Source organism: Kitasatospora sp. NPDC040550 (genome assembly GCF_055594965.1).
Genome location: NZ_JBVIWC010000017.1, coordinates 13,088 through 27,314, shown reverse-complemented (window position 1 = coordinate 27,314; position 14,227 = coordinate 13,088). Strand labels below are relative to the sequence as shown.

Below are 14,227 nucleotides of genomic sequence, written 5' to 3'. Positions count from 1 at the left end.
CAGTCACCGGCCGGCACGCAATGCCCGGCACCCTCCCCCGGACTTCCGTGGGACTTCCCAACGGCAACGCGCCGCGTCGCCCGCTCCATCACTGTCCAGACCAGTAACGTTCCGCCCGGGTCCGGTTCCCGTACCGGCCCCGCAGCTTCCGGAAGGCAACTCATGATCGACAGGCGCAGCTTCCACCGGACCGTCGGACTCGGCGCCGGCGCGGCCACCCTCGCGCTGGCCGGCCTGCCGGGCACGGCCGGCGCCGCCCCCGCCCATGGCCGCTCCGGCCCGGCCCCGGTGGTGCCGACGATCACCCCCGGCACCCACACCTCCTTCCCGGTGCTGCGCCAGGTCACCGCCGGCGTGCTCGACGTCGGCTACGCCGAACTCGGCCCCGCCGACGGGCCGGTGGTGCTCTGCCTGCACGGCTGGCCCTACGACATCCACAGCTACCTGGACGTCGCCCCGCTGCTCGCCGACCTCGGCCACCGGGTGATCGTCCCCTACCTTCGCGGCCACGGCAGCACCCGCTTCCGCTCCGCGCGGACCGTCCGCAACGGCCAGCAGTCGGCCATCGCCCGGGACATCGTCGCGCTGCTGGACGCGCTCCGGGTCGACCGCGCCGTGGTCGCGGGCTTCGACTGGGGCGCGCGGACCGCCGACATCCTGGCGGCCCTGTGGCCCGAGCGGGTCAAGGCCCTGGTGTCGGTGACCGGTTACCTGATCACCAACCGCGACGCCCAGCGGAACCCGATCGCGCCGGTCACCGAGCACGCCTTCTGGTACCAGTACTACTTCGCCACCGATCGCGGCGAACGCGCCATGCAGGACCCGAAGCTGCGCCACGACCTCGCCCGGGAGGTCTGGCGGACCGCCTCCCCCACCTGGAACTTCGACGACGCCACCTTCGAACGCACCGCGGCCGCCTTCGAGAACCCCGACTACGCCGCGATCGTGGTCCACAACTACCGCTGGCGGCTGAGCCTGGCCGACGGCGAGCGCCGCTACGACCACGACGAACACCTGCTGGCCCGCAAGCCGACCATCCAGGTGCCGACCATCACCCTCGACCCCGCGCTGGACCCGTTCACCCCCGCCCCCGGCGACGGCTCCTCCTACCGGGCCATGTTCACCGGCCCGTACGAGCACCGGACGCTGGCCGGCATCGGCCACAACCTCCCGCAGGAGGCGCCGACCGCCTTCGCCCAGGCCGTGGTCGACGCCGACCGGCTCTGACACCTGGCCGCTTCGCCCCGCGCCGGAAAATGAACGGCGCGGGCCGGAGCGGGCTGCTACGCTGGCGAACGATCTACCCCCTTCCGAGGAGTGCAGCAGACATGGCGGGTGACGACGACATCTCCGGGTGAGTCCCGGGCTTCTTGACCGTTGCGGGCGCAGGGCGCCCAGTGCAGCGGTCGGAATCGTCGTACCCAGTCCCCCTGTCTCATCCGGGCCGGACTCGTCTCCGCCCGCTCACTTCCAGGTAGTTCTCCATGTCTTCTTCGCCTTCCGCGTCCGTCGTCGCCTCCCAGCTGTCCTTCTCCTGGCCGGACGACACTCCCGTCTTCCGTGACCTCTCCTTCGCCATCGGCACCGGCCGCACCGGCCTGGTCGCGCCCAACGGCTCGGGCAAGAGCACGCTGCTCAAGCTGATCGACGGTCAACTGCGGCCCTCTGGTGGATCGGTGACGATCAGTGGCACCGCCGCCCACCTCCCGCAGGACCTCCCGCTCACGGCCGGCCGCACGGTCGCCGAGGTGCTCGGCGTGGCCGGGGTGATCCGGGCCATCGACGCGGTGGAGTCCGGGGACGTCGCCGAGGAGCACTTCACCACCATCGGCGACGACTGGGACATCGAAGAGCGCTCCCTCGCCCAGCTCGAACGCCTCGGCCTCGGCGCGCTGCCGCTGGACCGCCGACTGGGCACCCTCAGCGGCGGTCAGGTCGTCCAACTGGGCCTCGCCGCCCAGCTGTTGAAGCGACCGGACGTCCTGCTGCTCGACGAGCCCACCAACAACCTCGACCTCGCTGCCCGGCACCGCCTGTACGACGCTCTGGAGGACTTCAACGGCTGCCTGCTGCTGGTCAGCCACGACCGCGCCCTGCTCGACCGGATGCACCGGATCGCCGAGCTCGACTCGCACGAACTACGCCTCTACGGTGGCGACTTCACGGCGTACGAGGAGGCGGTCCAGGCCGAGCGGGAGGTCGCCGAGAAGAACGTCCGCAACGCCGAGCAGGACCTCAAGCGCGAGAAGCGCGAGATGCAGCAGGCCCGGGAACGCGCCGAGCGCCGGGCCGGCAACGCCGCCCGCAACCTCAAGAACGCCGGGCTGCCGCGGATCTTCGCCGGGAACATGAAGCGCGGCGCCCAGGAGTCGGCCGGGCGCTCCGGCCAGGTGCACGCCGCCCGCGTCGACGAGGCCAAGGCCCGGCTGGACGAAGCCGGGCGCGCCGTCCGCGAGGAGCAGCGGCTCACCCTCGACCTCTCCGGCACCAGGGTGCCCAGCGGACGCGACCTCTTCATCGGCGAGCACCTCCAGGTCCGGCGCGACGGCAGCCCGCTGTTCGCCGACGGCGGGATCGACCTGACCGTCCGCGGCCCGGAGCGGATCGCCCTCTTCGGCGCCAACGGCGCCGGGAAGACCACCCTGCTGCGCCTGCTCGTCGGCGACCTCGCCCCGGACGAGGGGCAGGTCAAGCGGGCCGACGGCCGGGTCGCCTACCTCTCCCAGCGGCTGGACCTGCTGGACCAGGACCGCACCGTGGCGGAGAACTTCGCCGCCGCGGCGCCGGAGCGCCCCGAGGCCGAGCGGATGAACATCCTCGCCCGCTTCCTGTTCCGCGGCGCCCGGGCCCACCTGCCGGTGCGGGCGCTGTCCGGGGGCGAGCGGCTGCGGGCCACCCTCGCCTGCGTACTGTGCGCCGAGCCCGCACCGCAGCTGCTGCTGCTCGACGAGCCGACCAACAACCTCGACCTGGTCAGCGTCGGACAGCTGGAGGGCGCCCTCGACTCGTACCAGGGGGCGTTCCTGGTGGTGAGCCACGACGAGCGCTTCCTGGCCGGCATCGGCGTCGACCGCTGGCTGCGGCTGGCGGACGGCACGCTGACCGAGACCGGCGCCCCGACCGGCTGACGCCCGCCCGCCGGCGGCCGGGGGGCCGTGCCGGGCCCCACCGGCCGCCGGGGCACAGCCCTTGCGCTCCGGGGCGCGGGGCACCACCCGGGCAGCCGGGCACGGCTCACCGCCGGGGCAGCCGGGGCACCGGCGCCCCGGCGGAGCGGAGCCTGGCCTCGGTCAGCGCCGTCAGCCGGGCCGAGTTCCGCAGCTCGCCCTCACGGTGCCGGTCGATCAGCCGGTACTGGGTGGCGGCCCTGCTCCAGGCCTCCAGCCCGGCCCGGTCCGCCAGCAGCTCGGGATCGGCGAGGTAGCGCTGGGCCATGGCGTCGGCGAGTTCCTCCAGCCGGGGATCGTCCGGCTCCCAGTCCTCGGCCTCCCAGGCCCGCCGGGCCAGGTCGACGAACCCGGGGTCGTCCAGCTGCCGTTCGAGTTGGCCGAGGAAGGCGTCGAAGCCGACGGGCACCAGCACCCGGGCGAGCACCAGCGCCTCGCGCTGTCCGGCCACGTAGTCCGGGCCGAAGCCGAGTCCGGCCATCCGGTCCAGGACGGCGCAGGCGCGGTCGGGCAGCAGGGCCCGGTCGCCCTCGGCCAGCCGGTGCAGCGTGGCGCGGCGCTCCTCCAGTTCGGCGATCCGTTCGACCAGGCGTCGTTCGACGTCGGCCAGGGCGGCGGTGAACTCCTCGGCCCCGGCGTCGAGCAGCGGCCCGATGTCGGCCAGTGGGACCCCGGCGGTGGCCAGCGTGCGCACCTGCACCAGGCGCAGCAGCTGGTCCGAGCCGTACCGCCGGTAGCCGGAGCCGTCCCGCGGTGGCTCCGCCACCAGCCCGTGCTCGTGGTAGTGCCGCACCGTCTTCACCGAGACGCCCAGGAAGGCCGCCGCCTGACCGATCGTGACTCCGCTCATCATCCGCCCAGCTTCTCGTGCGAACGGGCCCGGCGGCCAGCCGGTCAGCCCGCCGACCCGGACGGCCCGGCCTGCTCGCCGCTGAACACCAGGCCCACCAGCAGCTGTTGGGCCCTCTGGAAACCCACGGCGACGGTCATCTCAGGGTCGTCGACGTAGTTCAGACCGGCGGTCAGGATCCGGCGGCCGTCGGCGGAGCCGTACATCAGCGCCGCCGAGCCGATGGTGGCACCGTTGTGGTGGTAGATCGTGCCGCCGGCCGGGCCGAGGTCCTGGGCGAACAGCCCGAGGCCGTAGCCGACCCGCTCCTCCGGGGTGCGCATCTCGGCCAGCAGCCCGGCGGGCAGCAGTCGGCCGCCCATCAGTGCGGCGAAGTAGGTGTGCAGGTCCTGGGTGGTCGAGATCATGTCGCCGCCGGCCGCGACCCAGCTGGGGTCGTGCCGGGTGACGTCGAGCGTCCGCTCCTGCCCGCCGTCCCGGTAGCGGTAGTAGCCGTGGTGGTGGGGTTCGGGGAGCTCGGGCGAGCTGCCCGGCGCCACGGTGCCGGTCAGCCCCAGCGGGGCCAGGACCAGCCGCCGCAGCTCCTCGGCGAAGGGCCGGCCGGTGGCTCGCTCGATCACCAGCCGGGCCAGCACGTAGTTGGTGTTGGAGTAGCTCCAGCCCTCCCCCGGCGCGAACCGCGGCGCCCGGGACAGCGCCAGCCGGACCAGCTCCTCGGGGCGGTAGGTGTGGAAGCGCAGGTCCACCCACTCCGTGCCCCGCCAGGGGATTCCGGGCTCGACCGTGCCGTCCGCCAGCAGCTCGCCGGTGTGGCTGAACACGCCGCTGGTGTGCTGGAGCAGCATCCGTACGGTGATCCGGTGGTCCAGCCCGAACTCGGGCAGGTAGTGGTCGGCGGGGGTGTCCAGGCCGATCCGGCCCTCGGCGACCAGCAGCAGCACCGTGGTGGCGACGAAGCTCTTGGTGCTGCTGCCGATCCGGAAGTGCCCGTCGGTCAGCGGCGCGGCGTCGCCGCCCAGTTCGCGTGCGCCGGCGCTGCCGGCCCAGCTGCCCCGTTCGTCGCTCACCCGCAGCTGCACGCCGAGGAAGCCGGAGCCGGTCAGCTCCTCGATCGCCCGCCGCAGCTCCGGTCGGTCCTGGCTCCGGCCGGAGTCGGCGGATCGGTCGGCGTGGCGGGACTGGACGGTGGTCATGGGTGCTCCCCGGTGTTCGTCGTGTTGCCCGGACCGTTGTCCGGCTGCTGCGACGAATCTCCACCCTGCCCCAGGGGCGGCCTCAACTGTGATCCGGCTCACAGCGGCGCGGCGCGCCGTGCCGGAGGACTCAGCCGGCGACCTCGACGGTCACGTCGTAACCGCGCTGGTTCGGCGTGCAGTTGAGGGCTTCGCCGCAGACGGTGCGGGAGGCGGTGAGGTGGGCCGTCCCCGCCGTGCGGGCAATGAAGGAGGTGGTGACGGTGCCGCAGCCACCGCCGGGGCGGCAGGAGGGGGACGGCACGGTGGTCGGGGCGCCGGTCGGGGCGAGCACGTCGGGCGCGGAGCTGGTGGCGCCGGACCAGTACGTCCCCTGGAGTGCGACCGAGACGGTGGCCCCGACGGCCACCTTCACCGTGGTGTGGTTGGCCTTCTCGTCGGCGGTCACGGCGGTCGGCGTGACCGCGACCAGGGCCGTGGGGGACGCCTGGGCGGATGTGCCGGTGGAGGCGCAGCCGGCCAGGGCCAGCAGGGCGGCGCAGCCGAGGACGAGGACGGCCGGTCTGATGGGATTCACGGTGGTTCCTTCGGGACGGGGTTGGAAGCGGTACCGGTTCGACGCGCGGGACGCCGGATCGGATCCCCCCGAATGCGGAAATACCGCACCGGGGCGGGCGCGAGGCCCACCCCGGTGCGTCGAGCCGAGGCGATCGTCAGGAAACGGTCACGTCGTCGTAGTAGGTGTAGGTCGGGTCACCCGGGTAGTTGTCGTCGTGGTTGCTCAGGGTGAGCGTGTACGAGTGCCCCGGGGTGACGGCGGCCGTCTTGTTGGTCCAGCTGCCGGTGGTGGTGCAGGTCTTGGCGAGGACCGTGGTGGTCGTGCCGGTGGTGTTGTCCTTCAACGTGGCGGTGGCCCAGTCGTAGGTCACCGTGTCGTCGCAGGTGTTGCTGTACCAGAAGGACAGCTTGCTGGAGCCGGTCGGCGCGGTGAAGGTCTGGGCGACGGAGGAGTCCCCGGTCGGGTTGGTGGAGCCGACCATCGCGCCGTAGCTGCCGCTGTGCGCCGCGCCCGTGGTGGCGGAGGTGGTGCCGGCGGCGGTCCAGCCGCTCAGGCTGCCGGTCTCGAAGCCGCCGTTGGTGACGGCGTTGCCGCCGCCGGAGCCGCCGGACTCGGTCCAGCTGAACGTGGTGCTGCCCGCGGCGCCGGTGGTGTCGGTCGCGGTGACCGTCACGCTGGAGGTGCCGGCGGCGGTCGGGGTGCCGGAGATCAGGCCGGTCGAGGAGTTGATCGACAGGCCGGCGGGCAGGCCGGTGGCCGAGTAGGTGAGGGTCTGGCCGGAGGCGGAGTCACTCGCGCCGATCTGCAGGCTGGCCGCGGTGCCGACGGTGCCGGACTGGTTGCCCGGGTTGGTGACGGTGACCGTGTTGGTGTTGCCGTGGTTCAGGATGGCGTGCGAGATGGCGCAGGAGTTGGTGTCGTTCGACCAGCTGGCCTGCTCGGCGAAGGTGCCGTAGGAGCCGAAGGAGACGTTGGCGGCGCCGCCGGTCGAGCCGGGCTGGATCCAGGCGCACTCGTCCGAGTTCTCCTGGCCGTTGTACGAGCTGCCGGACACGTGGTTGGTCCAGCCGCCGGCCGGGTTCTGGTCGGACATCATCTCGTGCCACTCGTGGCCGAGGGTCATCGTGAAGCCGTCCAGCGTGCCGGGCGAGTTGACGAAGCCGACGCCGCAGCTGGCGCCCTGGTCGATGTTGTACGGCTGGTTGGAGAAGGCGATGTCGCCGTAGGGCGAGTTGGCCGCACCGCCGTTGAGGGTGGTGTCACCGTTCCAGTCGTGCCACGCGCAGTACCCGGTGGTGGGGTTCTGGTAGTCGTCCGGGTTGGTGCCGTGCGGCGACAGGATGATGTAGTACGCGTCGCGGTTGGCGGCGGCCGTGGTGTTGCCGAAGTGGCCGGCGGCCTTGACGGCCTCCTGGGCCAGCTGGTTGCCGCTGGCCGAGGCGGGCGAGGCGGCCGCGTTGTCGTACCAGACGCCGGAGAGCACGCCGCCGCTCTGGTACGGGATGAAGTTGGCGTTCGACGGGCAGCTGACCGCGCCGGAGGCGACGTTGGGGCCGTCGCACCACTGGGTCAGGTCGGCCGACCAGGTCTCGCCGTTGGTGCCGATGCCCTTGAACATCTGCTGGGTGGCACCGGCCGCGCCGGCCGAGTCGCCGGAGAACTTGGCGTTGCCGTTGGCGTCGGTGGTCTGGGTGCCCCACTGGGTGCCGTAGAAGACCAGGTAGACCTTGGAGTGACCGCTCTGCACGCCGATGCCGTCGACGCCGCCGCCGTAGGAGAGCGTCTCCTGGCCGGTGGCCGCGGCCTGGGTGTGGGCGGCCATCCACTCCTTGTACTTCTTCTGCTGCTGCTTGCCCATCACCGCGCCGTGGCGGTACGGGTGGCCGTTCTGGGGGCTCCAGGGGTTGAACTCGTTGTTGACGCTGCCCGAGGAGCTGGAGATGTCCTGGGCGGCGGCCGGTCCGGCCGCGCCGGCGAGACCGGCGGCGGCGAGCGCTATGGACGCCAGGCCGGTGAGCGCCGCGTTCTTCGCGCGCCGCATTCTGGGGGAGTGACCCATGGGGTGAGGGTGCCTCTCTGCTTGCCGATCGCCCATTGCGGCCGGGGGGCCGCGAACGATCCCTTTGTGGGGAAGGAGCAGCGGGCGGAATCCACCGGTCGCCGAATCCGGTTCTATCTTCCGGACAGCCGGAATTGACGGTCTCTCGGTGGGGCCAGCTGCTTGGGCATGAAGGAAAGCAGAGTTGATGAACGGTGGTCAACGGCTGCGGGTAAGGAAACATTAAGAACGGCGTTCGGGCAGGTGAAGAGCGTGAGAGGAGGTCAATTCGAGGGCCTTCACATTCACTGAATATCGCTCGGAAGACTGTTTCGATATTCGGTGAAACGTCGCCGTTTCAACATTGCAGCTTTTCCGGAACCAGCGGTCACGACCACCTGTCATGACCACCTGTCACAACCACGTGCGACGACCACCTGTGACGACCACCCGTCACAACCGCCCGCCGACACTGTCCGCGGACCACCGCTGGGCCAGGTACACCGGGACGACGGAGAGCAGCACCAGCACCGCCGCCACCACGTTCACCACCGGGGCCTGGTTGGGGCGCGCCAGGTTGGCGTAGATCCAGACCGGCAGGGTCTGGACGGCCGGCCCGGCCGTGAAGGTGGTCACCACGATCTCGTCGAAGGACAGCGCGAAGGCCAGCAGGCCGCCCGCGAGCAGGGCCGAGCGCACGGCCGGGAAGGTGACGTACCGGAAGGTCTGGAAGGTGTGGGCGCCGAGGTCCGCCGAGGCCTCCTCGGCCGAGGGGGCCAGCCGGCGCAGCCGGGCGAGGACGTTGTTGAAGACCACCACCACGCAGAAGGTGGCGTGCCCGATCACCACGGTGAGCAGGCCGAAGCCGATGCCGGCCGGGCCGAGCACGGTGCGGAACGCGGCATTGAGCGCGATGCCGGTGACGATGCCGGGCAGCGCGATCGGCAGGATCACCAGGAAGGACACCGCCTGGCGGCCGAAGAACCGGTACCGCTGGACGGCGAAGGCGGTCATGGTGCCCAGCACCAGCGCCACCAGGGTGGCCCCCGCCCCGGCCTGGAGCGAGGAGACCAGGGCGCTGCGGGCGCCCTCGGACTGCCAGGACCGGACCCACCACTCGGTGGTGAGCCCGGTCGGCGGCCAGGCGAAGGAGCGGTCCCGGTTCAGCGAGTTGACCAGCACCAGCAGCAGCGGCAGGTAGACGACGGCGAGGCCGAGGAAGGTGGCCGCGCGCAGCGCGATCCGGGTGCGGCGGGAGAGGATCACGGGGGTACGCCTCCGAGGGGTGTCCTACAGCGAGTCCAGGGCGCCGGTGCGGCGCACGGCGAGCAGGTAGCCGACGATCATCACCACCGGGACGCAGGACAGCGCCGCGGCCAGCGGCAGGTTGAGCGTCACGTTGTCGGCGATCGCGGTGCCCAGCACCTGGGTCCTGCCGCCGACGATCCGTACGGTGATGTAGTCGCCCAGGCTGAGCGAGAAGGTGAACACCGACCCGGCGAACACCGAGGGCAGGACCAGCGGGAGGACCACCGAGCGGAAGGTCCGCCAGGCGGAGGCGCCCAGGTCGGCGGAGGCGTCGAGCAGGGTGCCGGGCAGGTGCTCCAGCCCGGCGAAGACCGGCAGGATCATGTACGGCAGCCACAGGTAGGCGAGGACCAGGATCACCGCCGTCGTGCCGTACCCCGGGCTGGAAAGGCCGAACGGGGCGCCGAGCCGGTCCAGCACGCCGCCCTGGCCGAGGATGACCCGCCAGGCGTAGGCCTTCACCAGGTAGCTGGCCCACAGCGGCGTCAGAACGGCCACCACCAGCAGCCTGCGGGTGCGCGGCCGGGCGATCCGGGCCATGTAGAAGGCCATCGGGAAGGCCACCACGGCGTCGATCACGGTGACGGCGGCGGCGATGCCGAGGGTGCGCAGGGCGATCGTCCGGTAGACCGGCTCGGTGAGGACGGTGTGGAAGTTGGCGGTGTTCCAGACCCGGACGAGGTCGTAGGTGAAGTCGTCGACCGCCCAGAAGGCCGACAGCAGCAGGACGGCCAGCGAGCCCAGGTAGGCGAGCAGCAGCCAGGCCATCGGGGCGGACAGCAGCAGCGCCAGCCGCAGCCCGGCGTGCCGGTGCAGCACGGCGGCGGCCCGCCGCACCCCGCCCCGGCGCAGCTGCGCCGCCGGGGCGGCCGCGGCGGCCGTTCCGGTCGTGTCGGTCGTGCCGGTCGTGTCGGTCGTGCCGGTCGAGCCGGTCGAGCCGGTCCTGTCGGTCGAGCCGGTCGCGGTCATCAGCCCTTGATCTCGGTCCAGGCGGACGTCCAGGCGGCGTAGTCGGTGCAGGCCACCGTGCGGCCGTCCAGGCAGCTCTTCACCGGGGTGGTCCAGTAGTACACGTCCTTCCAGTAGGCCTCGTCGGTGGCGTGGAAGGTGGCGCAGAAGCCCTTGTCGGTGGTCAGGTCGCAGGCCTTGGAGTTGGCCGGCGCCTCGCCGAACCACTGGGCGACCTGGGCGTTGGCGGTCGGCGAGACGATCCAGTTCATCCACTGGTAGGCGCAGTTGGGGTGGGCGGCCTTGGCGGACACCATCCAGGTGTCGGACCAGCCGGTGGCGCCCTCCTTCGGCAGCACGGCCGTGACCGGCGCCTTGTCCGCCTGGGCCAGGTTGGCGATCACCTGCCAGCTGGTGCCGACCACGGTGTCCCCGGTCTTGAAGGAGTTCTCCGACTTCTGGAAGTCGCTCCAGTACTCGCCGATCGCCTTGTGCTGGGCCTTCAACAGCTCGACGGCCGCCTTGAGCTGGGTCGCGTCCAGGGCGTACGGGTTGGTGATGCCGAGCTCCGGCTTGGTCTTCATCAGGTAGAGCGCGGCGTCGGCGATGTAGATCGGGGAGTCGTAGGCGGTGACGTGGCCGGTGTAGGGCGCGGCGCCGTCGAAGACCACGCTCCAGGAGTCGGGGGCCGGGGTGACCTTGTCGGTGCGGTACATCAGCAGGTTGGCGCCGCGGCCGTGCGGGATGCCGTACATCTGGCCGTTGACCGAGTTCCAGGGCTGGTTCTTGAGACCGTCGAAGACGTCCGCGTAGTTCTGCACCAGGGCGGTGTTGACGGGGGCGACGTCGCCGGCCGCGATCAGCCGCAGGGTCGCGTCGCCGGAGGCCGAGACGGCGTCGTACTGGCCGGTCTTCATCAGCGAGACCATCTCGTCGGAGGTCCCGGCGATCTTCGTGTTGACCTTGCAGCCGGTCTGCTGCTCGAAGGGGTGGACCCAGTCGACGCTCTTGTCGTCCGAGCCGTCCTCGGCGTAGCCGGCCCAGGCGACCAGGTTCACCTGGCCCTCCCCGGCGCCCAGGGACTGGAGCATCGGCAGCTTCGGCGGGTTCAGCCCGTGCGAGCCGTTCGCGGTGCCCGTGCCGCCGCTGCTGCCGCACCCTGCGGCGAGCAGGACGGCGGCGGTGGCGGCGGCCGCGGCGCGGGCGATCAGGGGGATGCGCATGGCGGGGTGTTCCGATCTTCGGTGAGGGGGTGGGGGTGGGTCAGGAGCCGACCCGGACGGTGTGCTTGCGCTGCCAGGCCAGGACCACCTCGGCGCCGCGGTGGCGCAGGACGTCGGCGGAGCCCTCGTCGACGTTCTGCCGGACGGCGGTCAGCCGCCCGCCCGCCTCCAGGTCCACCAGGAACCGGGTGTGGCCGCCCGCGTAGACGACCTCGGCGACCCGGCCGGTGGCGGACAGCTCGTCCGGCCCGGCCGGGTCGTCCGGGTGCGCTATCCGGATCTTCTCCGGGCGGACGCTGAACAGCCCGGCCTCGCCCACCACCTGCTCGGCGGCCGGGCCGTCCAGCAGGTTGGAGGTGCCGACGAAGCCGGCCACGAAGGCGGTGGCCGGGTGCTCGTACACCTCGGCGGGCGGGCCGACCTGCTCGATCCGGCCCGCGTTGAACACCGCGACGCGGTCGCTCATCGTCAGGGCCTCGTCCTGGTCGTGGGTGACGAACACGAAGGTGATCCCGACCTCGCGCTGGATCCGCTTGAGCTCGGCCTGCATCTCGTGCCGCAGTTTCAGGTCGAGCGCACCGAGCGGCTCGTCCAGCAGCAGCACCTTCGGGCGGTTCACCAATGCCCTTGCCAGCGCGACGCGTTGGCGCTGACCGCCGGAGAGCTGGGCCGGGCGGCGGCGCTCGAAGCCCGCCAGCCGGACCATGGCGAGCGCCGCCCGCACCCGCTCGGCCCGCTCTGGCTTCGGCACCCGGCGGACCATCAGGCCGTAGCCGACGTTCTGCTCGATCGTCATGTGCGGGAACAGCGCGTAATCCTGGAACACCGTGTTGACGTCCCGGTCGAACGGCGGCAGGCCGGTGACGTCGGCGCCGCTCAGCAGGACCCGGCCGGCGCTCGGGGCCTCGAAGCCCGCGATCATGCGCAGCACGGTGGTCTTCCCGGAGCCGGAGGGCCCGAGCATCGCGAAGAACTCGCCCTCGCCGATGTCCAGGTCGACGCCGTCGACCGCGCGGACCTGGCCGTCGAAGGTCTTGGCCAGCCCTTCGAGCCGGACCGCGCCGGGGGCCGGCTCCGGTCGGGGTGGACGGTCGTGGCTGCTCAACTCCGGTGGCCCTTCTGGCTGGCACGACAAGCGGACGGTACGGGCGGGGTGTCCCGCCGGTTCGCACCGTTCGCACAGTTCGCACGGTTCGCAGGGAACCTGGGAACGGTTCGCACGGAACCCTAGGAAGGGATCACCCCGCCCGGCTATGGACGCCCGCACGGTCTTCCGTCGGCGAGTTGTGCGGCGCTACAGTCCGGCGCATGCCGGTGACACTGCGCGATCTGCTTCGGGAAGAGGGCCTCGGCCTGCGACTGTGCACCGGAACGGCCGGGCTCGACCGGGTCGTGCGCTGGGTCGCGGTGACCGAACTCGCCGACCCGACACAGTGGTTGACGGGCGGCGAGCTGCTCCTCACCACCGGCCTGCGGCAGCGCGGCGCCGCCGCGCAGACCGCCTTCGTCCAGCGGGTGGCGGCCGCCGGAGCCTCGGGGATCGGCTTCGGCACCGGGCTGAGCCACCCCGCCGTCCCGCGGGCCACCGTCGCCGAGGCCGAGCGGCAGGGCCTGGCGGTGCTGGAGGTCCCGTACGAGACGCCGTTCATCGCGGTGAACCGGCTGGTCGCCGAGCGGATCACGGCCGAGGACCACAGCGCGCAGCGGCGGCTGGTCGACCAGCACGACCTGCTGGTCCAGGCGCTGCTCGGCGGCGAGGGCCTGACCGCGCTGCTGCGGGTGCTGCACCGGGCCTGCGGCTCGGAGGTCGCCGTACTGGACCGGCACGGGGTCGTGCTGGCCGCCGCTCCGGAGCGGCCGGAGGCACTGCTCGCGGAGCTGCGGGCGGCCGGGCGGCCCGGTGCTCCGGCTGCCGGGCACCCGGGCGCGGAGGAGCCCGGCGGCGGCGGGCCGCTGCGGCTGCCGGTGCCGGTCGACGGGGTGGTCGCGGCCTTCCTCTGCCTGCGCTCGGCGGGCCCGGCGGCGGACGTCCTCCCGTACGCCGTCCGACTGGTCGGCCTGGAGCTGGCCCGGCGTCAGGCCCACCTGGCCGGGCGGCGGGAGCTGGTCGGCCAGGTCGTCGAGGACATCGTGCGGGACGTGATCGCACCGGCCGCCGCCGAGCGCCGGCTCGCCGCGTTCGGGCTCGACCCCCAGGCCGCCCACCGGGTGGTGCTGGGCCGGCCGGCGCCGGAAGGGGCCGGGCCAGGGGCGGCGGCGGACCGGCGGCTCGCCCGGCTGCCGTGGCTGCCGACGGAGCACCCCGACTCCCCCGAGCCGGTGCTGACCGCCGTCGTCAACCGGTATCTGGTGGCGGTGCTCCCCCGCTCCGCGCCGGTCGACGAGCTGGCCCGGCGCTTCGGCACCGCGCTCACCGGCCTGGACGCCCGCGCCACGGTCGGCATCGGCGGCTGCTACCGGGGCGTCGACGGGCTGCGCTGGAGCTGGTTCGAGGCCCAGGCCGCCCTCGCCAAGGGCCCCGGGGTGCACGGCGGCGACCCGCTCAACCTGCCCCGGCTGCTGCTGTCCAGCCCCGACCTGCCGTTGAAGCAGCTCGCCGCCGAGGTGCTGCGTCCGCTCACCCGCTTCGACGAGGCCAACCGCGCCGACCTGGTCACGACCCTGCACGCCTACCTGGCCGCGGACTGCTCGGTGCAGGCGGTCGCCGACCGGCTGTACGTCCACCGCAACACCGTCCGCTACCGGCTGGACCGGATCGAGCGGCTCACCGGCCGCTCCCTGGCGTCCATGCAGGACCGCTTCCAGCTCTGGCTGGCGCTGCTCGCCGCCTACCCCGAGCGGCAACCGGCCGTACAGCAGCAGGACTGACGCCCCCGCACACCGACGCCCCACGAACCGGCGCCCCACGAACCCGCGCCCCACAAACCGGCGCCCCACAAAC

11 protein-coding genes are annotated in these 14,227 nt (G+C 72.6%); 3 read left to right on the top strand and 8 right to left on the bottom strand.

Translation table 11 applies throughout. The features are described 5' to 3' along the window. The first annotated feature begins 162 nt into the window (after positions 1-162). Together ACZ58X_RS24240 and ACZ58X_RS24235 are read left to right on the top strand one after the other, a co-directional pair. Positions 163-1,227 (top strand): alpha/beta fold hydrolase, encoded by a 1,065-nt coding sequence (locus tag ACZ58X_RS24240; RefSeq protein WP_470335694.1) that lies wholly within the window; start codon positions 163-165, stop codon positions 1,225-1,227. A gap of 257 nt (positions 1,228-1,484) precedes the next feature. Next, complete coding sequence (locus ACZ58X_RS24235) at positions 1,485-3,128, top strand: ABC-F family ATP-binding cassette domain-containing protein (RefSeq protein WP_470335693.1); 1,644 nt, start codon at positions 1,485-1,487, stop codon at positions 3,126-3,128. A gap of 106 nt (positions 3,129-3,234) precedes the next feature. Here ACZ58X_RS24235 and ACZ58X_RS24230 read toward each other — a convergent pair whose 3' ends face one another. From ACZ58X_RS24230 to ACZ58X_RS24195, 8 genes are all read right to left on the bottom strand, one after another. Next, entirely contained in the window at positions 3,235-4,020 is a 786-nt protein-coding gene (locus ACZ58X_RS24230; protein ID WP_470335692.1) for a MerR family transcriptional regulator, read from the bottom strand. Between the two features lie 41 nt (positions 4,021-4,061). Then, on the bottom strand, positions 4,062-5,210 hold the full coding sequence (locus tag ACZ58X_RS24225; RefSeq protein WP_470335691.1) for a serine hydrolase domain-containing protein: 1,149 nt from the start codon (positions 5,208-5,210) through the stop codon (positions 4,062-4,064). Positions 5,211-5,340: 130 nt separating this feature from the next. Continuing rightward, entirely contained in the window at positions 5,341-5,787 is a 447-nt protein-coding gene (locus tag ACZ58X_RS24220) for a hypothetical protein (protein ID WP_470335690.1), read from the bottom strand. 136 nt (positions 5,788-5,923) lie between these two features. Then, a complete protein-coding gene (locus tag ACZ58X_RS24215) occupies positions 5,924-7,828 on the bottom strand; it encodes an Ig domain-containing protein (RefSeq protein ID WP_470335689.1) in 1,905 nt (634 codons plus the stop codon). A 432-nt stretch (positions 7,829-8,260) separates the two neighbouring features. Beyond that, positions 8,261-9,073: an ABC transporter permease gene (locus tag ACZ58X_RS24210; RefSeq protein ID WP_470335688.1), complete on the bottom strand. Its 813-nt coding sequence runs from the start codon at positions 9,071-9,073 to the stop codon at positions 8,261-8,263. A 24-nt stretch (positions 9,074-9,097) separates the two neighbouring features. Continuing rightward, on the bottom strand, positions 9,098-10,084 hold the full coding sequence (locus ACZ58X_RS24205; RefSeq protein WP_470335687.1) for an ABC transporter permease: 987 nt from the start codon (positions 10,082-10,084) through the stop codon (positions 9,098-9,100). Continuing rightward, positions 10,084-11,286: an ABC transporter substrate-binding protein gene (locus ACZ58X_RS24200; protein ID WP_470335686.1), complete on the bottom strand. Its 1,203-nt coding sequence runs from the start codon at positions 11,284-11,286 to the stop codon at positions 10,084-10,086. Before ACZ58X_RS24200 ends, ACZ58X_RS24205 begins: the two co-directional genes overlap by 1 nt. A gap of 40 nt (positions 11,287-11,326) precedes the next feature. Further along, positions 11,327-12,391, bottom strand: a complete 1,065-nt coding sequence (locus ACZ58X_RS24195; protein WP_470335685.1) for an ABC transporter ATP-binding protein — start codon at positions 12,389-12,391, stop codon at positions 11,327-11,329. A 203-nt stretch (positions 12,392-12,594) separates the two neighbouring features. Between ACZ58X_RS24195 and ACZ58X_RS24190 the strand changes: the two genes are divergently transcribed. Continuing rightward, positions 12,595-14,154, top strand: coding sequence for a PucR family transcriptional regulator (locus tag ACZ58X_RS24190; RefSeq protein WP_470335684.1), 1,560 nt, complete (start codon positions 12,595-12,597; stop codon positions 14,152-14,154). Positions 14,155-14,227 lie beyond the last annotated feature (73 nt).